This is a genomic window from Microbulbifer sp. NBRC 101763 (assembly GCF_040371615.1).
Taxonomy (GTDB): Bacteria; Pseudomonadota; Gammaproteobacteria; order Pseudomonadales; family Cellvibrionaceae; genus Microbulbifer; species Microbulbifer variabilis.
In genome coordinates, this window is the sequence record NZ_BAABQV010000003.1 from 72,496 (window position 1) to 93,999 (window position 21,504).

General features: G+C 52.3%; 16 protein-coding genes. 9 read left to right on the forward strand and 7 right to left on the reverse strand.

The features are described 5' to 3' along the window. Nucleotides 1–15 precede the first annotated feature (15 nt). From ABWV76_RS08415 to pilG, 5 genes are all read right to left on the reverse strand, one after another. Entirely contained in the window at nt 16–6,396 is a 6,381-nt protein-coding gene (locus tag ABWV76_RS08415; protein ID WP_502914794.1) for a hybrid sensor histidine kinase/response regulator, read from the reverse strand. Nucleotides 6,397–6,555: 159 nt separating this feature from the next. Next, nucleotides 6,556–8,694 (reverse strand): methyl-accepting chemotaxis protein, encoded by a 2,139-nt coding sequence (locus ABWV76_RS08420; protein WP_020413648.1) that lies wholly within the window; start codon nt 8,692–8,694, stop codon nt 6,556–6,558. Between the two features lie 163 nt (nt 8,695–8,857). Next, nucleotides 8,858–9,397 (reverse strand): chemotaxis protein CheW, encoded by a 540-nt coding sequence (locus tag ABWV76_RS08425; protein ID WP_020413649.1) that lies wholly within the window; start codon nt 9,395–9,397, stop codon nt 8,858–8,860. Nucleotides 9,398–9,413: 16 nt separating this feature from the next. After that, nucleotides 9,414–9,776, reverse strand: coding sequence for a twitching motility response regulator PilH (gene pilH / locus ABWV76_RS08430; RefSeq protein WP_026305112.1), 363 nt, complete (start codon nt 9,774–9,776; stop codon nt 9,414–9,416). Nucleotides 9,777–10,011: 235 nt separating this feature from the next. Further along, nucleotides 10,012–10,407: a twitching motility response regulator PilG gene (pilG, locus tag ABWV76_RS08435; RefSeq protein ID WP_020413651.1), complete on the reverse strand. Its 396-nt coding sequence runs from the start codon at nt 10,405–10,407 to the stop codon at nt 10,012–10,014. A 351-nt stretch (nt 10,408–10,758) separates the two neighbouring features. On the opposite strand from pilG, the gene gshB reads away from it, so the two are divergent. From gshB to ABWV76_RS08480, 9 genes are all read left to right on the forward strand, one after another. Continuing rightward, nucleotides 10,759–11,715, forward strand: coding sequence for a glutathione synthase (gene gshB / locus ABWV76_RS08440; protein WP_353375742.1), 957 nt, complete (start codon nt 10,759–10,761; stop codon nt 11,713–11,715). A 105-nt stretch (nt 11,716–11,820) separates the two neighbouring features. Beyond that, on the forward strand, nt 11,821–12,729 hold the full coding sequence (locus ABWV76_RS08445; RefSeq protein ID WP_020413653.1) for an energy transducer TonB: 909 nt from the start codon (nt 11,821–11,823) through the stop codon (nt 12,727–12,729). Between the two features lie 35 nt (nt 12,730–12,764). Next, the gene (locus ABWV76_RS08450) at nt 12,765–13,349 is read left to right on the forward strand and encodes a YqgE/AlgH family protein (protein ID WP_020413654.1); all 585 of its coding nucleotides are present in this window, start codon (nt 12,765–12,767) and stop codon (nt 13,347–13,349) included. 58 nt (nt 13,350–13,407) lie between these two features. After that, nucleotides 13,408–13,833 (forward strand): Holliday junction resolvase RuvX, encoded by a 426-nt coding sequence (gene ruvX / locus ABWV76_RS08455; RefSeq protein ID WP_026305114.1) that lies wholly within the window; start codon nt 13,408–13,410, stop codon nt 13,831–13,833. Between the two features lie 87 nt (nt 13,834–13,920). Continuing rightward, the gene (gene hemC / locus ABWV76_RS08460; RefSeq protein WP_353375744.1) at nt 13,921–14,838 is read left to right on the forward strand and encodes a hydroxymethylbilane synthase; all 918 of its coding nucleotides are present in this window, start codon (nt 13,921–13,923) and stop codon (nt 14,836–14,838) included. Nucleotides 14,839–14,849: 11 nt separating this feature from the next. Continuing rightward, complete coding sequence (locus ABWV76_RS08465) at nt 14,850–15,620, forward strand: uroporphyrinogen-III synthase (RefSeq protein ID WP_353375745.1); 771 nt, start codon at nt 14,850–14,852, stop codon at nt 15,618–15,620. Between the two features lie 113 nt (nt 15,621–15,733). Further along, nucleotides 15,734–17,083 carry a uroporphyrinogen-III C-methyltransferase gene (locus ABWV76_RS08470; RefSeq protein WP_353375746.1) on the forward strand — a complete coding sequence of 450 codons (1,350 nt, stop codon included), beginning with the start codon at nt 15,734–15,736 and terminating at the stop codon, nt 17,081–17,083. Further along, nucleotides 17,080–18,330 carry a heme biosynthesis HemY N-terminal domain-containing protein gene (locus tag ABWV76_RS08475; protein ID WP_020413659.1) on the forward strand — a complete coding sequence of 417 codons (1,251 nt, stop codon included), beginning with the start codon at nt 17,080–17,082 and terminating at the stop codon, nt 18,328–18,330. The genes ABWV76_RS08470 and ABWV76_RS08475 overlap by 4 nt, the downstream gene beginning before the upstream one ends. A gap of 110 nt (nt 18,331–18,440) precedes the next feature. Beyond that, the gene (locus tag ABWV76_RS08480) at nt 18,441–19,511 is read left to right on the forward strand and encodes an alpha/beta fold hydrolase (protein ID WP_353375747.1); all 1,071 of its coding nucleotides are present in this window, start codon (nt 18,441–18,443) and stop codon (nt 19,509–19,511) included. Between the two features lie 211 nt (nt 19,512–19,722). Here ABWV76_RS08480 and ABWV76_RS08485 read toward each other — a convergent pair whose 3' ends face one another. Next, a complete protein-coding gene (locus ABWV76_RS08485) occupies nt 19,723–20,052 on the reverse strand; it encodes a hypothetical protein (RefSeq protein ID WP_020413661.1) in 330 nt (109 codons plus the stop codon). 554 nt (nt 20,053–20,606) lie between these two features. After that, on the reverse strand, nt 20,607–20,861 hold the full coding sequence (locus ABWV76_RS08490) for a hypothetical protein (protein ID WP_353375748.1): 255 nt from the start codon (nt 20,859–20,861) through the stop codon (nt 20,607–20,609). Nucleotides 20,862–21,504: the final 643 nt, after the last annotated feature.

The following is a 21,504-nucleotide window of genomic DNA, read 5'->3' on the forward strand; positions in this document are numbered from 1 at the left end:
GTCTTCGAGGCCGCTTCAGCTGCCAACAGCTGAAGCACCTGCATATTCACGGATTGCCTCAAGTAAAACATCTTCCTGGTATGGTTTGCCCAGGTAATGGTTTACCCCTAGCGACATGGCATGATCCCGGTGCTTGCTACCGGTACGCGAGGTAATCATCACGATAGGGATATCCCTTAAGCGACTGCTGGAGCGGATATGGCGCGCAACCTCAAAACCATCCATACGTGGCATTTCTATATCCAGCAGAATCAAATCGGGAATCTTGTCTTGAAGCTGGATCACCGCATCCTGGCCATCTTTGGCGGTACTTACCAAATAACCCTCGCGCTCAAGGAAACGCGAGGTTACCTTACGTACCGTCACGGAGTCGTCCACCACCATCACTGTTTGCTGGCGATCTTCCGGTTCGGGCTTAGGCTCAGCCTGCAGCTGCAACTGTGGCATTTCCGGGCGAGCGAGCTGAGTTGCCTGGCGGCGCAGCAGGGCATGTGCATCGAGAATCACAACCACGGTGCCATCACCGGTTACTGTAGCTCCAGAAACTCCCTGAACCCCTGCAAATTGTGGCCCCAGGCTCTTCACCACAATCTCCCGGCTGCCGCGGATAGCGTCAACCTGCAAAGCCATGGCGTGCCCTTCTGAACGCACCAGCAAAACTGGCAGCTGCATATCGTCAACACTGAGTTTGGGCTGGGCACCGGACTTCAGTAGGGTACCGAAGTAGTTCACTTCATAAAGTTCACCGGCGTACTCAAAGCGCGCATCCTCGGAACGGTAGTAATGCTCCAGCTCAAAAGGACTGAGACGCACAATACCCTCGATAGTATTCAGCGGTAGGGCGAATAAGTCCTCACCGATTTTTACCATCAAGGCGCGGTTAACAGATACCGTAAACGGCAACCGCACGACAAACTCAGTTCCGGCACCTGCTTCGGAGTTGATATGTACACTGCCACCGATCTGCTTGAGTTCGGCGGAAACTACGTCCATACCCACACCTCGACCGGAAATCTGGGTTACCTTTTCTGCAGTAGTAAACCCCGCCTGCAAGATAAACTGCAGTATCTCGTTATTGGACAGCTCAGCATCCGGGCGCATCAAGCCATTCTCGACGGCCTTCTCCCGCACCCTGATTAAGTTAACTCCGGCGCCATCATCGCGAATGGTCAAAACCACTTCGCTACCTTCTCGCGCCAGGGCTACATCGATACGACCGCGCTCTGCTTTACCAGCTGCAAGACGTTCTCCCGGCATCTCGATACCGTGGTCCACGGCGTTGCGTAACATATGTTCAAGTGGCGCAACCATACGCTCGAGCATGGATCTATCCAGCTCACCCTCCACGTTGGAGAAAACGAGCTCAACCTGCTTGCCAAGCTCGGCACTCACCTGACGCACAATACGACGCAAACGCGGTACCAGACGGGAGAAAGGCACCATGCGGCTGCGCATCAGGCCTTCCTGCAGCTCGGTATTCACCCGTGACTGTTGCAACAACAAAGTCTCTGTATCACGCGCTTTGTTATCAAGCGTTGAGCGCAGTTCCATCAAGTCAGAGGTAGACTCCAATAGAGAGCGGGACAGCTGTTGAATAGATGAGTAGCGGTCCATTTCCAGTGGGTCAAAGTCACCATCTTGTTCCGCCAACTGCTCCTGGCGGAAGAGAATTTGTGCTTCGGTTTCCCGGTCCAGACGGCGCAGCTGTTCATTGAGGCGCAACAGAGTTGCATCCATCTCGTCCAGGGCCAGGCCGAACTCACTCATCTGCTCTTCGAGGCGACCACGTGAAATAGCAGTCTCACCGGCAAGGTTAACCAGCTCTTCCAGAAGCTCAGCGGCAACACGTACCATTTCCTGGGGTTGGTTACGAGTAGGAGTCGCAACCTCTGTATTGGTAGTGCTGGACTTGCGAATAAACGGCAATACGTTCCCGCCTTCCGGGTTTTCCACTGGCTCCGGCAGCAGGGAAGGAATGTCGGATGAGTCGATCGGGGTCTGACCCGGCAACTCTACTGTCGGCATAGGCTCTTCGACAGCGTTGTTTACCTCTCCCTCGATTGGAGGTGCTTCAACGGGCATTTCCTGCAGAGGCGCTTCGCTGCCAGAAACCTGCACTGCAGCTGCTGACGCAACATGTCGATCTGCCCAATCGGTACTGAGCAATTGAACGAAAGCTTCCAGCTGCTCACCCACCATCCAGGCGCGTATGGTTTCAACCCCGTCAGCTATTCGATCGTGGATACGGTGAGCATCGGCAAAAAATTCTGGCGTGGGGCGCGTATTATCACGCATACCCTCAATGACAGTTTCAAAACGGTGGGCAACTTCACCAAGCCCCATCAAGCCAGCCATACGCGCACCACCTTTAAAGGTATGCAACACCCGCTTCAAGGCTTCCGCTTGTTCGTGACTTTCTGGCACGTCCTCCCAGCTCTGGATCAACTCTTCCAGCTCGTCGGTAAGATCACCGGCCTCCTCCAAAAAGACATCAACCACATCGGGATCAATGTCAGCCAGCAGACGCTGTTGTTCCGCAACCCGGTCTTCGCTGTGGATAGCAGCTGGCTCAGCAACCAAAGAGGTCGCCGTTACAGGTTCCTCCGCGATTGTAAGTTCCTGAGGGATATCGATAAGCTCCGGATCAGGGTGCTCAGTGATAGCTCTATCGGCACGACTATCAGCTGGAGTCTCGGAGAGTGCCTGATACAGGTCATCCAGTGTGGGTTCCTGGGCCTCTTCTGCTTGGGGCTCAGCCACTTCAATATTACTGTCCGGCTCAATGACTTCAGCTGTTGGCCGCGACTCATAATCATCCGGCTCGAGTACTGGCTGCTCCGCTTCAATCTCTACAGCGATAGCTACCTGCTCTGACTCCTCTTCTGCGGATGCGACAGAGTCCAGCTCTTGGGGCTCTATCCCCAATTCACTCAGATCGTAGTCTTCCTCCGCAGCCTCGACAGTTGCCTCGTCCTCCGCCAGATAGCGCAGCGCCTCTTCAACGGCTTCACTCACTTCTGGCAGGTCCTGGGCTGCAGCCACGGCATCAACAAGGTCGAGCAGCTCATTGTGTCCTTGTTCCAGAGAAGCCCAAAGTGCAGGCTCCTCCTCAAGCTTGCCGGCCAGCACCTTGCGATAAACAGCTAATAGCAATTGTGCTAGTTCGGCCAGAATGGGCAACTGCGCACGACTGGCAGCCTCTTGCAGGACGTCCAGCTCTTCAGCAACTTCGTTGACTTGAGTTTTATCCGTGGGATTCGCTCGCCATTGGTTGAGCATCTGGTCGGCGTCCAACAGGACCCGCATGCCATCGGCCATCAGCACCGCAAGCAACTGTGGGTCTACCGCTTTCGGTTCGTTGGCCTCGCGCTCACGTATCAGATGGCCTACAGAGCGCTCCTGCAATTCCGCTACGCGAGCAACAAACTGCTCAGACTTTTCTACCTGAAGGAGCTCGGCCGCGCGAATCTGCCCCAATACCTGACGAACATAGCTGGCACCATCACCGATCAGCTCGAAGATATCCGCATCAATGGGCACCTGATAAATGCGCAGTTCTTTCGCAAAGCGCTCCAGCGGCGCCATCATCTCGGCAACCACCTTAACTTCCGCCATGTGGGCAGAGCCTTTGAGGGTGTGCAACGCGCGATGGAGCGGATCGCTTGGTACTCCATACACCGGGGCAACTGCGCGCATTTCCATGAGGAAATCATCAACAACAGCGAGGTGTGTCTCAGCTTCCTGGGCGAAAATCTCCCAAAGCTGCGCGCGATCGTCGCTGTTGTCATCTTCAACAGTATCGCTCGTTGAGGCTTCACCAACATCCAACGCCAACAGCTCCTCAGGGATCTGCCCCTGACTAAGCTGCTCAGCCCAAGCCTGCAATTGCAGGGTAAGAGGCTGATCTGGGTCCCCTTTGCCAAGGCGGAAAGCCTCAACCATTGAGGGCAGTTTTTGGAAGACCTGCTCAATCAGGAGTACATGGGCCCGCTGAGGCGTGACGCTGTCATCAATCACCCGATTCAGCATATTCTCCACTGACCAGGCGAGCTCACCGATGTCCAGCGCCTCAACCATACGGCCGGACCCTTTGAGGGTGTGGAAACCACGTCGGAATTCCACCAGAGCATCAGTATTGGCAAAATTTGCCGCCCACTCAGGGAAGTAGTTGCCTATATGGGTAAGGACTTCACTGGCCTCTTCGAGGAAGATTTCAATGATCTCATCGTCGATCAAGCTTTCGCTGTCGTCCACAAATACCTGGGGTTCTGCAGACTCTTGGGCCGGCCCCTCAACGGGTTGAACATTAGATTGCTCCCCTGCCGGTACGGGCACCTCAACTTCCGAAGTCTCAACAGCGGAATTCTCTACCGCTTGTGTAGCTACTTCAGCCTGTGCATTTACCCCATTATTTGAGAGCCTGTCATCGTCCTGATCAGCCGTAGTGGAAAGCTCTTCTTTGGCAACGCGTGGAGCAGAAACGGAAATGGATTCCGCTTTGGTAACATCGTCTCCACCGGCAACACTCTCAAATGGTAATGCTGCTTCTTCATCAGTGTCGCTGCCACCCGGCAACTCATTAACCGCTTCCGATTCCACCGATTCAGGTACAAAAGTATGGTGATCGGTTAACTCACTTCCAGTTTCCCCGGATATGGCAAATTCGGGGTCAAGCAGATTAAAGCCATCATCCCCCTCCTGACTCTCCACAGTGGCCTGCGGTGCTTCGTCCTGGGGAGCAATTACTTCCGAAGCCTCAATCTGAGGACTTTCGAGGGCAAAGCCCAAGTTGGCCACGCTATCCTCAGCCAGCGCCAACAGCATTTCAGTATCTTCCAGCCCCTCTGAGCGGCGCTCCAGATAGTACTCGACACTGGTTATCGCATCAGCCAGGGTATCGAGCATGCGCCATTCAGGCTGTTCAGCTTGCTCGATTAGGGATTTATTAATGTAACGGTTACAACAGGCAATAATTTCACCAGCACGCTGGTAGCCTACCATTTCCAGACCACCACAAACTTCCTGCAGACGTTGCGGTACCCGGCTTAAATAGCTGATATCCCAATGGCTGGCGACATACTCCATTACCGCCTCTTTCACGGCCTCAAGGCCCAGGCGCGCCTCGCGCAAAACTGAGTCGGTGGCATCTCCCATTATCGGCTGTTCATCATCGACCTGCTTATTGCGGTCAACAGTGGCAGCAAGGGCCGAATCAAGCTGTACCAGCTCACCGGCAGCACGCAGTAGGTATTCCTCGACATCGGTGCCGCGCGAGGCATCACGCAGATATTCATAGATGCCGCGGGCGCGGCCGCGCTGCGCCTCCAAGCCAAGTACGCCAAGGGTATCTGCGATCCGCTTGGCAACTGCAGCGGTATCACTTAACGGTGGTTGCTCACTGGCGCCGCTCGGTTCCAGCGCCTCGCGAACCAATTGCAACTCTTCCCGCAGTGCAGCGATCGCAGTACCCAGAGCCTCAGGGCCCATGGCCAGCACGTCCTCTGTATCCGGTCGTGGTGTCCCCGGAACCGCTTTATCCAAGGCAAAACGCTGGTATAAATCCTGACAGCGCGGGCCATTTGGGCCCGCCAGGTATACATAAAAAAGAAGGTTTCGCAGGAAATCCGCATCAAGGCGGGCATCCAACACCTTGGCACCGCGCCCCTGCAATAAACGGAATTCCACATCTACACGACGCAACAGATGGCGAAGGGCCGGCTGGACATTGATGCGGTGCTCGCCGAGCGCCTCCAGGAGCCCCAGTAAAATCTCCCACTGAGATTGGCGCCGACTGCCGCTATAAAGCAGCTGCATTTTCTCAATGATTTTATTCAGGTACGCCAGACTCTCACCACTGTTCACATCCCGAATCAGGCCGGCAGCTGCTACGTGATACATTTTGCGCAGCTTTGTTACAAGCTCCTGCAAACGTGCACTATCAGCAGTCAGTGGTTGGCGCTTGCCACTTATACGATCCAAGGAGGATAGGTCTGGAGAGAAGAGCGCACCCTCGGTGATCAGGCGCTCACGGCGGACCGCACGCAGGTCATTGAGTAAGGGTAACAGCAGGACTGCGTTATCACGACGCTGAAAAGAGACCTTCTCAAGGTAGAGCGGCAACTCCAACAAAGCGCGCATAAGGAATTCGCGCGTTTCGTCGGTGTTTTCAACACTGCCACTGGCAAGGGCCTGTACCAGTTGTTCCATCTCTTCGGCGAGCATCGCTGCGCCACTGAGTTGAGCCATATGCAGGCTACCGTGTACCTGGTGAACCAGGGACAAACTATTCTGCAGCAGTGTTGCACCCGCTTCTGGATCCGTGGCAAATGTCTCGAGGAACTGGCGCGCCTGCGCCAGGGTCTCGTTGATTTCACCAATCAGCCAATCCAGGGCCATGAAGTTCGGATTGTCGTGACTCACGCCGAGCCCCCAATAATTCATTCTCTACACAGGCGCTATACCCCGATGCGAACCTGAATCCGCGATTATCTGGAGGGTACTCCGTGCGCCCCTATGTGCCCGGTCTCCAATTGGCTACCGGGTTTTATAAGTGGGTTAGGCCAGAGCCCGATCTTCACGGGACAAGGAATCGGATTCCTCGCTATCGATAGTGAAAGTCTCAGCGTCCATCTCCGGCAGTTCCACATCGTACAGTTCACTGTTCGTCTCAATGCTCTCGTCTTGTGGCAGCTTGAAGCCGGCAACAGATTCACGCAAGGCACTGGCGGTTTGTGCCAGGTTACCAATGGACTGGGCAGTAGCCTGGGTACCAGCAGAAGTCTGCGAAGTAATTTCCTGAATCACGTTCATCGTGTTGGAAATATGACCTGCAGAAGAGGCCTGCTGGCGGGCAGCGTTGGAGATGTTCTGGATCAAGGATGCCAAGTTACTGGATACGCTTTCGATCTCTTCCAGGGCAACACCGGCATCCTGAGCCAAGCGGGCTCCACGTACCACCTCAGTGGTGGTCTGTTCCATGGAAATTACCGCTTCGTTGGTATCAGACTGAATGGCTTTAACCAGGCCTTCAATCTGCTTGGTAGCGGCGGCGGAACGTTCCGCGAGTCGCTGAACCTCGTCCGCAACCACCGCGAAGCCCCGACCAGCATCACCAGCCATACTCGCCTGGATGGCTGCATTCAAGGCCAGGATGTTAGTCTGGTCAGCAATGTCGTTAATCAGGCTTACGATATCGCCAATCTCCTGGGATGATTCACCCAGACGCTTGATTCGCTTGGAGGTGTCCTGAATCTGCTCGCGGATGTTATCCATGCCTTTAATGGTGTTCTGTACCACCTTGGCACCGTTACTCGCGATATGTACCGAGCGCTCGGCTACCTGGGCAGATTCAGAGGCGTTTGCAGATACCTGGTCAATGGTCACCGCCATTTCATTCACCGCCGCAGAGGCTCCGGCAATTTCCTGTGCCTGGTGTTCAGAGGCTTCGGCTAGATGCAGCGCGGTCTGCTGGGTTTCCTGGGACAGACCGGATACTTCCTGTGCAGCTCCGTTGATTCGGGATACCAGAACGCGCAGCTGGTCGATTGTAAAGTTGATGGAGTCGGCAATCGCACCGGTGAAAGCTTCTGTTACTGTCGCGGAGGTAGTCAGGTCACCATCGGCGAGGTCTGCCAGCTCATCCAGCAGCTGCATAATGGCCTGCTGGTTACGTTCGTTGGTATCGGATTCCTGTATCAGGCTTCGGCGGGTACCGGAGAACGCCATTCCCATCATCGCAAAGATCAGAAGCACGAATGCCGCTGCCAGAATGGTGATGGTCATATTGTTTGGCTGGCGTTCGTCCGCCAGGTTTACGATGCGGTCATTCAGGGTACTCAGGGCTTCGAGCAGCTGCGGCGAAGAAGCGATAATGCCGTCAGAGGCCTGGCGTGTTGCAAACAGGGCTGGAGTCGCCTCAAATATCTCGCGTACAGAGGAACTTACGAATTCAAACAGCTCAGTAATTTCATCCAGAGAGCGGCGTGCTTCTTCATCGGTAACGCGGGAGATGCCCATCACCACATCACCGCTCTTCATGCCATCCACCACTTTACCGAACAGGCTGGCATCAGTATTGAACTGATCAGCGGCCGACTCCGCATCGTCACCGCCCTGCAGCATTTTGTCGATATTCCGACCGATACGCTCCGCACGCCATACCTGCAACTGTGCCTGTTCCACCTGATTCGCCGGGGCGTTGTTGGCGAGCAGTATCTCCACAATATTGTTGTGCTCTGCCTGCAGTTCAGGCAGCGAGGCACTAAGCGTGGTAGCCACATCGTTTAGGAAGATAATGGTTTCCTTGTTACCGATAATGGTATCTACCTGCTCGCGCAGTTTGCGCCAAACGGTACCATAGGTAGCCAGTTCAGCATCGAGAGCTTTTCGGCTCCCTTTATCCATACCCTGTAACTGGTTCCAGGCACTGGCCATCTGTCCAGAGACCTTTTCCAATTCCGCAAATGCAGCATCATCACCGGAAGTAGCCGCAGGTGCGTAGGAAACCACCTGATAGGAAAGTGCACGCAGTTCCGCGACTTGTTGCAGGTATTCTTTATCGCGATCACTGCGGGTCTGCACCAAATAGATACTGACAATCAGTCCCGCCAGTACGGCGAGTACCAGCAGACCCAAACCCAGCGCGGCAGGGTTACTGCGCAACGCGGAAAAGGAACTCTGGGAGCCTGTTTTCATAGTTTACTCCTAGCGGGCCCTAGCATGAGGCCGGTTAAATACCACTTTTTACTTTTAACGCTTTAACGACAATGGCCCTCAGCCAGTGCGGACATCCCTGCACCGCTTGCGGGTCATCCCCAGCATCTCGATACGAAATGCTGGAAATAATCAGATTGGATTTTTAATGGACAGCGGCATCCATAAAGCGGGAATCACTAATCAAAGCCCGCATGTCGAACACCAGCCATCGGTCCTTCTGCAAAATAAACTGGCCATGCACCATCGGCGCAAATGGCTCAATCAAATCTGTTGGAGCTTCCCGGGCATATTCAAATGCCAGGTGCTGCATTCCGTGCAACCTGTCGACAATCAGTCCCACATAGGTTTTATCTCGCTCCAACACCAAAACACGACGCTGCTGACGTGGCCCGGTGAGGTTGCCACCATAAAAGGCAGCGAGATCAATCAGGGGTAACAGGCGGCCACGTACATTGGAAACACCTTTTACCCAGGGTTCCACTCCAGGAATAAAGGTGTACGGTGGCACTTCGAGCAATTCCACAACGTCATCCATAGAGGCGACAAAGTTATGGTCTAGAAGAGAAAAACCGATTCCGGTCCAATAGGGTTTGATTTCCCGGCGCCCAGGCAGGCCTGTGGCCTGCGCCTTTGCGCGCCGTGCGATATCAACAAGAGCTAAATAAGGTGTTTGTGACTGCACTTTGAGCAGCTGACCGTCAGGCCAACACCTCCTCAATGGCACTCAACAATTTGCCTTCATCCACAGGCTTGGTCAGGTAGGCCTTCGCACCCTGACGCATCCCCCAGACACGATCCGTGTCCTGATCCTTGGTGGTAACGATAATGATTGGAATTCCAGCTGTGCTACCGTCCTTGCTCAACTGGCGAGTGGCTTGGAAGCCGTTTAGACCCGGCATCACAATATCCATCAGAATTAAATCCGGGCGCTGCGTACGCGCCACATCCACACCATTTTCACCATTAGGTGCAGTAATTACTGCGTGGCCGTTCTTTTCCAGAATCGTGGTGAGTTTGTGTGTTTCGGTAGGAGAGTCATCAACTATTAATACTCTTGCCATCATTTCCCCCATGACATCTTCTAATCGGCAACTGTGCAACAACGACAGCGCTTGGCGGTATTATTGTCATTATCTTTGTTAGCGTGTGCCAAGTCTGCACTTACTACTAATTTACTGCCTGACTACAGGATTTTTTCATCCTGATAGATGAAAAAATCGCGCTTCCCTCAATATAAATCCTGCCCTGCGGCAGGCTTGTGGCCTCCACAGGGCCTTATTCTTTTTATGTGCGCTTTCAAGCCGCGTGGTGCGGCTTAGCATGGGCGGAAATAGCGCCCAAAAGTTCACTCTTGCTAAACGGCTTGGTTAGATATTGATCGCAACCAACTACGCGCCCTTTTGCCTTATCGAACAAACCATCCTTACTCGACAGCATTACAACAGGGGTAGAGCGGAACTCACTGTTATTTTTGATCAGTGCGCAGGTTTGATAGCCATCAAGGCGCGGCATCATAATATCGACAAAAATAACATCCGGACGGGAGTCCGCGATTTTTGCCAGCGCATCAAAACCGTCGGTTGCTGTGACTACAGTACAACCCGCCTTTTGCAACAACGTCTCAGCAGTGCGGCGAATTGTCTTACTGTCGTCAATCACCATTACAGTCAGACTTTCCCAGTTAAGCTCCATAGTCTTTTTTGAATCCCCTGTTTACTTATTTTCGGGCACGCGAAAATTTTTTACCTGCACCCTTATTTGGACCGCCTATGGGGCCTGGGTGTCTCGCTTAGCCAAGATCGCACACTGGATGGAACTTTTATCACAGAACCCCAGGTGAATCTAGCAGAGTCGACATACCCCTAGCGATGCAGCTCAAATTATCACCACTTTGCACGCCCTCCCGGTCGGAGGTGTTAAAAAGTTGCACCTTGACGAAGCTGCTCTTACCTTATCCATCTTAAAAATCGGGAGTGGCCATACTACTAAAGCCACAACCACCGCGGCGCGGGATGAAATATCCCATCAAATATGGAAGCCCATATGAATTACTCCCTCGGTGTGGTGATGGACCCCATCGCCCAAATCAATTTTAAAAAAGATACGACACTCGCACTGTTACAGGCCGCACAAGACAGCGGTTTTCAGTTATTTTATTTCGAGCAAACAGACTTGTATCTGGACAACGGCCGGGCAATTGGCAGGGCACGGGCCCTCAAAGTATTTGACGATTCCAAGTGCTGGTTTTCCCTGCAGGAGCCCCAGGAAATGCCGCTGGGCGAACTAGATACTATTTTGATGCGTGTCGATCCCCCTTTTGACAATGAGTACATTTATTCCACTTATATTCTCGAGGCCGCACAACGCGAAGGTGCGCTGGTAGTAAACAACCCCCAGTCCTTGCGCGACTGTAACGAGAAAATTTTCGCTACCACTTTCCCGCAGTGCTGCCCACCTGTTCTGGTAAGTAGGGATATGCGTAGGCTGCGTGAATTCCACAAGGCCCACCAAGATGTAATCTTCAAACCACTGGATGGCATGGGTGGCGCCGGTATTTTTCACTGTAAGCCTGATGGTGCCAACCTTGGTGCAATGTTGGAAATGCTCACCAAACATGGGCGCCAGCAGATCATGGCGCAACGCTATATTCCCGAAATCAAGGATGGTGATAAACGGATTCTTGTTGTCGATGGTGAAGCGATTCCCTTCTGCCTTGCGCGAATTCCCGAGGCGGGTGAAACACGCGGCAATCTGGCCGCTGGTGGGCGTGGTGAAGCGCGCCCACTTACTGATCGTGACCATTGGATTGTGGAGCAGGTTGCTCCCTCTCTGAAAAAGAAAGGGCTGCTTTTTGTCGGCCTGGATGTGATCGGCAATTACCTCACCGAGATCAATGTCACCAGTCCAACATGCGTGCGTGAGATTGATGCGGCTTACAATACCGATATCGGTGCACGACTAATGAGCGCCATCACACACCGATTGGCACAAAAAGGGTAAACTGGGCGCTTAATTTTAAATTAACCCAGGCTGTTTGCCAGTGAACGGACCGGGCGGAAAGCCGAGCAAAAGCTCGGCAACAAAAGCAGTAATCGATAACAAACAATGAATTCCACCGCCAACACGACGCCACTTAACGCAGCCCAACGCGAGCGTTTTGTGTTCTCGCTATTTCTCGCCGGCGCCATTCATGCGCTTTTGATTTTTGGCGTTGCCTTTACCGATCCTGAAGGGCGCCGAGCGGCGCCTACTCTGGAAGTCACACTGGCCCAACATAATTCTGCACAAGCACCAGAAGACGCTGACTATCTGGCACAATATAACCAACTAGCCAGTGGCACTGCTGACACCCCCAAGGAGTTATCTAGCAATCGCCGCGCGGAGTTTGACGACACACAAATTCACGATGTAAACCCTTTGCCGCAGCAACAGGCCGCTCGCCCAGCTGATCAGCGCCGACAACTGATCACCACTATTGGCAATAGCCCGCAGCAGGCTCCGGAACTCCCTGCCGAAGACAAATTTTCTGAAGAAAAGCGTGGCGATGCTCCTAGTGATTTGACCCGCACCAATCCCGAGATCGCCAGCCTGCAAGCCCGCCTGGATAAAATCCGCCAGACAATCGCCCAGCGCCCACGGGTGCGCCGCCTAACTTCAGTCGCAACCAAAGCATCTGCAGACGCCACATATCTACACGACTGGCGCCAGAAAGTAGAGGCCATCGGCAGTGACAACTTCCCCGAAGAGGCCCTGCAGCAACAAATTACTGGCAGCCTGCGTATGATGGTACGCCTACTGCCCACGGGCGCGGTAGAGGAGGTAGTCATCCTTGAATCCTCCGGGGAGCGAATTCTCGATGATGCCGCCCAGCAAATTGTTCGCCTGGCGGCGCCCTTTGCACCTTTTCCTGCTGAAATTCGCAAGGACGCCGATCGCCTGGAAATCATCCGCACTTGGCGCTTTGAGATGACCGGCTTCTCCACCAGTGCAGGTGAGCTGCCCGAGCGCGGCTAAACTTGCGTTTCACTCAGGCAACCTAGAATCAAGCTATGCCCAACTCCAATATCGACAGTGACCTAACCCACGGCAGCTTGCGCGGCCAGTTCCTGCTGGCCATGCCCGGCATGGAGGATCCGCGCTTCAAGCAAACTGTGGCGCTTATTGTCGAGCACAATGAAGAGGGCGCCATGGGTATAGTGATCAATGCCCCCAGCAAGGTTCACTGGAGAGAGGTGTTTGAACAGTTGTCCCTAGACGACACCAGCCTGCGGGGCGAAGAAGCCGTACTCCTGGGGGGACCAATGTCACCGGAGCAGGGCTTTGTACTGCACGGCGCCGGGATCAAATTTGACTCGACCACCGAAATCAATATGGATATCAGTCTCACCGCCTCCAAGGACATTCTTGAATCTCTCGCTGCCGGACGCGGCCCGGACGATGTGCTACTGGCCCTCGGCTACGCCGGCTGGGGCCCGGGACAGTTGGAACAGGAGTTGGTAGAGAACGCTTGGCTGACCCTGCCAGCGGAACCCGAAATCCTATTTGCCACCCCGGTGGAAAAACGCTGGCAGAGCGCTGCGGCGCGTCACGGTATTGACCTCTCCGGCCTCGGATCACAGGCTGGACACGCCTGATCACTCCTCTTGCAGTAAACTGCCCGCCCACATGTTTACAATGAAAACTGCCCGGCATATGAATAAACCAGTTACCGCCCTCGCCTTCGATTTTGGCACCCGCTCTATTGGCCTCGCTTTTGGCCAGAGTCTGACTGCCAGTGCCAAGGAGCTGCCCCCACTGCCAGCGAAGGACGGCAAGCCGGACTGGGAAAAAGTTCAGCGTTTAATTGACGAGTGGCAACCGCACTACCTATTGGTCGGCCTTCCTCTGAATATGGACGGCACTGAGAGTGAATTCGGCGCGCGCGCGCGCAAGTTTGGCCAGCGCCTGCACGGGCGCACCGGGTTACCAGTGGAAATGATTGACGAACGTCTCAGTACCCGTGCCGCCAAGGAAGAGGCCGCTGAGCGAGGTCACCGCGGCAGTTACGCCGACAACCCGGTGGACTCCATTGCCGCACGCATTATTCTTGAAGATTGGCTACGAGCCCGTGACCGATAATTACCCGCTCCGAATCCCGCCATTGGAAACATGGTAGGCACCTGTCTGATAGAATTGCCCTCCCACTCAACCAATTGATCGAGCAGTATGTCCATTTCCCGCATCCGTATCGCCACTCGCGAGAGCGCCCTGGCCCTTTGGCAAGCCAATTACGTGAAGGGCCGTCTGCAGCAGGCATATCCCGAGCTTCTGATTGAATTACTGCCTATGACCAGTCGTGGCGACCAGGTTTTGGATATCCCCCTCACCAAAGTTGGTGGTAAGGGGCTCTTCGTGAAAGAGCTGGAGGTGGCAATGCTGGAGGGGCGCGCAGATATCGCCGTACACTCCATGAAAGATGTACCTATGGAGTTTCCACAAGGCTTACACCTGCCTATCATTTGTGAACGCGAAGATCCCCGCGATGCATTTGTCAGCAATCTCTACGGCAGTTTTGAAGAGTTGCCCCAGGGCGCAGTGGTCGGCACTTCAAGCTTGCGTCGCCAGTGCCAACTTCTAGCACAACGCCCTGATTTACAGGTCAAGTTTCTGCGCGGCAACGTAAATACTCGTTTAGCCAAGCTCGATGCCGGGGAATACGACGCGATTATCCTGGCTGCTGCCGGCCTGCTACGCCTGGAAATGCCAGAGCGCATCCGCAGCTTCCTCCCAACGGATCTACTGCTGCCCGCCGGTGGCCAGGGCGCCGTAGGCATCGAAGCCCGCTGCGATGCTGAGCTGGAAGCACTTCTACAACCCCTGCATTGTGTAGAAACTGCCTCTCGCCTCCGCGCCGAACGCGCCCTGGTCAAGCGTTTGAACGGCGGCTGCCAGGTACCTATTGGCTGCTACGCCAAATTGAATGAAGACAGCCTATGGCTGCGAGGCTTGGTAGGGAGCCCCGACGGTACAACCATGATTCGCGCCGAGTGCCGCGGTGCTGCCTCCGACGGAGAGACCCTTGGCACCCAGCTGGCGGAGCAACTACTAGCCAGTGGCGCCGACAAAATTCTCGACGCTCTCTGAGCACTCTTAAAATGCCCAATCACCTGCGTGGCAAGCGTATATTAACCACCCGCCCAGCTCACCAGTCGGGGAGCTGGTGCGCTCTGCTACAGGCAGGGGGCGCTCAGGTGGAAAACATTCCCATGCTGGGTATTGAGCCCCTCGAGAGCGACGATGCCCGACAGGCAATCAAAAAACGTATCCTCGATTTTGATCAAGTGGAAGTGGCAATTTTTGTCTCACAGAACGCCGTGCACTATGGAGTGAATTGGCTGGAAGACTACTGGCCACAATTACCACAAGGACCGCGCTACTATGCAATCGGCGCCGCCACAGCAAAAGCCTTGGATGCTCGAGGCATTCCCTGTGAGCAAAGCGGCGCTCATATGAATTCTGAGGATTTGCTTGGCCTGCCATCGCTGCAGGAGATTAGCGGGCAGCGTATTCTTATTTTCCGTGGCAGTGGCGGGCGCACTTTGATTGGTGACACCTTGGGCGCTCGTGGTGCTCGGGTGGATTATTGCGAGCTATACAATCGCACCCTACCCAGTAACTCTCAGGAGCAACTGAGAAAGTATGGCGTTGATGCAGACGCCATTACTGTGCATAGTGGTGAAACACTCACAAATCTATCCTTTTGCATCGAACAAACTTCAATGGAGCAATTGCGCCAAGTAGCGCTTATCTGCCCAAGCGCCCGGGTTGCCGGGCAGGCAAAGGGGATCGGCTTTTCCGTGGTCCACACTGCTATCAATGCCAGCGACAAAGCTATGCTGGAAGCTCTGCACCGTGCACTGAACTGAGTTTCCATCGGATTCTCCGCCCTATTTGGTAAAAGTTCCCAAAACAGCGCCACCCCGACTATAAAGGCCGGTGCCACTCGCTATAATTCGACGACAATTTTCAGCTTCGCTCCATGCCCATGACCAACGAAAAACCCCAGGACAACAACTCCGCAAAAAAAGTAGCGCCCACTTCCGCGGATAAGGGCAAGGCGGAAAGCACAAGTAACTTCGCCAAAGCGACACAAGGGAGGCCCGCTGGAAGTACTGCCAAAGACAGTGGTGGTAACTGGTGGTGGTTAGTATTTTTCCTGCTGGTAGTAGCTCTCATCGCTTTCGTCTGGTTCAGCTGGCCTCAACTAGGCAGTCGTATTAGTGTTTACCTGGGTTTCTCACCATCAACTGGTAATGAGTCACGCCAGGTTACAGATACATCCCAAACGCGGCAGGCTAATACAGAACAACGGGCAGAAGAGCCTACTGAGAAAGCACCAACCACTGATGGGCTGTCGAGCCAGGCACATTCTGAATCAGGCTTTTCACAGCCCGCTCAAACACCCCGCCAACCGACCACTCCATATCCTAATCAGCAGCTCATCCAGCTGCAGCAGGCCGATGCCAGCCTACGCAATCAGATTCAAGCACAAGCAAATACTATCTCGGAACTGAAACAGCAACTGGCCAGCATGCAGCGCAGTATCACTGCGCAGGGCAATCGCTTGAGTGAGCTGGGTAATGTGAGCCGCCAGGACTGGCAGCTTGCTGAGGCCGATTACTTACTGCGCATGGCCAATCAGCGCCTTATGCTGGAAGATAACAGCCGCGCTGCCCTGGGCCTGGTGGAGAAAGTCGACAAAATACTCCGCCAAGTTAACCTGCCTGATTTATATGGCGTACGCCAACAATTGGCGAAAGATATCACCGCACTGAGACTGGTCGAGAATGTAGACCGGGAGGGGATTTACGTGCGCCTACGTGCCCTAGAGGAGCAGTTGATCCGCGCCAATATTCAACCGGAATTCACCATGACCCAGGCCCAGGAAGAAGAGCCTAAGGCGGAGCCTGCACAAGTCGATCAGGCTCCCTGGGAGCGCAGTTGGCAACGATTTACCTCCTTCCTCCGTGATTCAGTTCGCCCCATTGATGGTGATATCAACCCTGTCATGCTCTCTCCGCAGAGTGAAACACGCTTTCGCCAGACCCTGCGTTTAAATATGGAGCAGGCGCAGCTCGCTCTGCTGCGCGGCGACTCTAGGGTATACAAGGATGCCCTGGACAGTGCCCGCGAGCTGCTATTGACTTATGGCACTGCCAACGCTCAGCGCAATGCGCTGGCCGAACAGCTGGCTGAGCTAAGCAGACAACCTATCCTGGCGCAAATGCCTGATCTAAACGCCTCACAGTTAGCCCTGTACAACTATATCGAGCGCCTGCATAAAACCTCTGGCCAAGGTGGTCCCGCACTGGAGGAGACAGCTCAGTGAGAAAGGTCCTTTTTATCGCTATAGCGCTGCTACTACTCGGCGCCCTACTGCCACAAATCAATCAAAATTATCCGGGATATCTGATCATCGGTTTTGGTGGCGCATTGAACAAAGGTTATGAGATGAATCTCTGGTTCGCCATAGTCGCATTGGTCTCCCTGTTATTCGCTTTCTTTATACTGGTCTGGCTCGCGCGCAGTCTGTTTCGGGCGATTAGAGGAAGTGTCGACCGTCTTCGTTTTGGCCGCCAACGTATCGCCCGTCGGAGGCTCACCAGCGGTTTGGTGGAATTTATGGAGGGCAACTGGTCCCGCGCACGGCGGCAGCTTTTGAAAAGTGCGCCACGCTCTGAAGCACCATTGATCAATTATCTGGCAGCGGCGCGTAGCGCCTTTGAACTGGGCTTTCGCGAGGAGGCCAATGAGCTTCTGGCAAAAGCAGAAGCTTGCGGAGAGGATACCCGCCTTGCCGTGGCTCTCAGTCAGGCACGTATGCAGCTCCAGGACAAACATTATGAGCAGTGTATCGCCAGCCTTAAAAGAGCCAAACAACTAGAGCCCAAACATCCCGCCTTACTGCAACTGCTAAAACAGGCTTATTACTCTCTGGGCGACTGGAGCAGCCTGCGTGAGCTTCTGCCAGAGTTGGAAAAACACGCCAACATGCATGATGAAGAATTGCAGAAGCTAGAATTGGAAGTTTACCAGCACCAGTTGAATGAGGCTGCAAACCGCAATGACAGTGAAACATTGCAGGGTGTCTGGCACAGTCTGAACGGGCGCTGGCAGCGTAATATGGAGTTGCGCAATCTATATACACGGCTACTGCACCAGATCGGTGACGATATCGAAGCGGAGAAACATCTGCGCTGGCTACTAAACAGAGAGTGGAACCCCAAACTGGCTGATTTATATGGCTGCCTTACTGGAGCTGATTCTTCTGCACAGCTTTCTGCCGCCGAGGGCTGGCTTAAGGAATACGGAGAAAGTGCCGACCTCCTCACTTGCCTCGGCCGCCTGTGTATGCGTAATGAGTTGTGGGGGAAAGCCCAACAGTATTTAGAAAAGAGCCTGTTGTTACGTCAAGACCCAGTAACTTCCGCTGAACTTGCCCGCCTGTTCGAAGCGCTGGGAGAAAAAGACAAAGCCGCACGGCTTTTCCAGGAAGGGCTAATGCAAGCGGTTAAAGATTTACCACAACTGCCTATGCCCAGCCAGGACAAACCCCTACTCGGCGTGCATGCCTGACGCTTTTCCCCGCGGGCCCACAATTCCTCGGGCCCTTTTTCTAGCGCGGCCGAATCTCTCTATAGTGTGCATTCTCTGTCACTATTCAGGCAAATAGGATAGGAAGGCCAATGAAACCCCCCAGTTTTTACATTTTTATCAGCATTTTGATATTTAACACTCTACTGCATGCCTATGCTCAGGCACCGGTAAATAATCAGATCAAACCACAGGATGCACTCCTGAGCGATTACAAATACCCCTATCCGGTAAAGGTATTCCAGCAAACGTGGCAAAATCAGCCTATATCCCTCGCCTACATGGATGTACCAGACTACGGAAAAAGAGCCCAGAGAGGTACTGTCCTACTTTTACATGGCAAAAATTTTTCTGGTGCTTACTGGGAAGACACCATTGATGCGCTTAGCCGGCTGGGTTACCGAGTAGTTGCACCAGACCAGATTGGCTTTGGGAAATCCAGTAAACCCCTACGCCAGTACACCTTGCACAGTATGTCCGCTGATACCAAAGCACTGCTGGATCACCTCCGGATAACCGAGGTTGCGGTGGTTGGCCACTCTATGGGGGGCATGTTAGCAGTGCGCTTTGCACTGATGTATCCACAGGTAGCCCAGAAGCTCGCTCTGATAAACCCTATCGGCCTTGAGGACTGGAAGCGCGTTGTACCCTATGAACCATTGCAAAAAGCTATCGCCAGGGAACAAGCACAAACACCGGAAAGTATCCAACGCTATATGTCCAACGCCTACTTTGCAGGGGAGTGGCAAGCCCGGTATACACACCTTCTCGGTATCCAGGCCGGTTGGACCCTAGGACCCGATGCCGCCCATATGGGCATGATAGACGCACTTACTTCCGAAATGGTTTTTACCCAGCCTGTACTTTATGAATTTTCCGATCTGAAAGTGCCAACCTTACTCATTATCGGTACCCGAGATCGCACTGCCATCGGCCGCAATCGCGCACCTGCGGCACTTCAGAGTTCCCTTGGACGTTATGATCAGCTGGGCCGGCAAGCCGCCGAAGCAATCCCTAATGCGAAACTAGTGGAACTTACCAACGTCGGACATATCCCCCAATATGAAGCTTTTCCCGCATACTTCGATGCACTGAGCCACTTTTTACAAAAAGAAAACCTTCACTCAGCAAGAGGGAAACCAAATAAGCACGCTGGAAAATAAACAGTGATTCTCTATATATAAAATTGCAGATTAAGGGTAAGAAGAATTGTTATCTCCCCTCAGGCTCGGAGAAGAAGAAAATAAACCTTGGGATGAGATTTGTTTGTATTGAATTTTGACTGGATAATAACTTAAGCAGGGTCCTTAGGGTAGGCTCCCTGCTTGCAGAAAACAGACTTGTTAAAGTACAACTGAAATCCAAATAAAGTAACTAGATATTTGCAAACATTCCCGCAAATAGCAACATGGCAAAGAAAGTGATTACCCCCTGCAGTAAAGCAATAAGAATTGCTTTTAAGAAACCAGTGCCTAAAACCAGCATATAGGCAATTGCCGCTAATGGAATCGTTAGTAGGACACCTGCACTGTCACTAACTCCAGGCAACATCCCACCAACAATCCTCTGAATAATTAATGCTAATAACAGAGCAAAAAGACAATAAAAAACCCCTGTATTTCTTGCACCTAACATAGCAGCGGCCAACTTTAATGGCAAAACAAGAACTGCCACCATTATGATTACAAAAATAATCAATTCCATTTTTTACCACTCCTTCATTTTGTATTTATTTAAAAAATCCCCACAATCGATATTTCTCACCAAGTGATGCTTAACTTATCAGGTCGTCGCCAATGGATAAAATATAGCCTTGCAACCAAGGCAGGCTACATCGACGGCACTTTTTTGAACTTATGGCACTAAAGTTCTATATCTCGAGTATCATACTACTTTATTGGAATTTCGTTTAAGCAAACGCATAAAAAAAGATGGCAGGAAAAATCACAGCCCCTCTTTATTCAATGAAATAAGTGTCAGTAATTTTGCTTAGGGAGCAATGACAGCTTATCTACGAACTAACATCATCTCAGGCGGAACAAGACTGCCTGCCTCAATATAGCTTTCTCTGCGTAGCAGTTTGTCGTTTTCCAGTCATTTAAAAGCCAAATCGTGCTGATGATTTACTAAAGAATTTTTTAAGCTTGTAACATCCATAAATGTGAAAGCTAACTGCTCATCACTTACATGGCCTTCTAGCCGTAAATGTGGTTGATTCCCCTGGGGACAGTAATATGCAGCAAGAAGAGTTCCATTATTCATATGGTAAGTGAGCGGGATTGTCCATCATAGATCCAATTCTCAATTAGTACAGCACCACCAGCCATTTGAGAAAAATTAATATAGAACTTCTCCCGATCAGACCCTTCTTTTTTCCAATCCCCCTCAAGAGATTTTATACGACCAAATGCCCATTTTACGTTAGAATCAGATTCGGCTGCATTTACAGCTACAACTGTTAAAGACAAGGCTAATAAGCATGCTTTTAAAAAAACGTAATTTTTTCTCAACATATTCGATATACCTAATCATTGATCTAAAAACCAGAAAATAAATTTCCACCACTTGCTTTTAAAATATGATCTTTATATTTATTTGCACTTTACTAATCACCTCTGCCAGCTTACAGTTTAAATCCGCTCTATTTTAGTAAATTATTTAACCTATCAATCATAGTCCCGCCTCAAAATATTCAAACGACAAATATATTACTAAGCTTCTTAACCGGCCAGTAGTCTTTTTCATCGCATAAGCTGATTTAGTATCAACGCCCCGATTCACAACCAAGATAAATCCATCTTTACGTTCAATATCAAAATACATTGACGCAAACAAGTTCAGGGCTGGCCTAATTTATCCTGTGAAACCATTGCGATCCTGCCAAAAGAAACGCTCTGAGTCAGAAATAACTTCTGACAATCGGAAGCGAAACATTCCGTTACACATGGATTCAGAAAAAACTTTTCTGTCTTATCTCGGGTATAAATTTCCTAATATTATTAACACCTATGCCTTTTCTTATTCACCTGGTAATGCCATCACAAATATTAAAATAAAAAAATGACAGTACTAATTGAGTAAGTTATTTTCTTAAAAATTTCTCATCCACACTTTTAAGAATTTGCAAAGACTCCACCATAAGAGGTCACACGCACT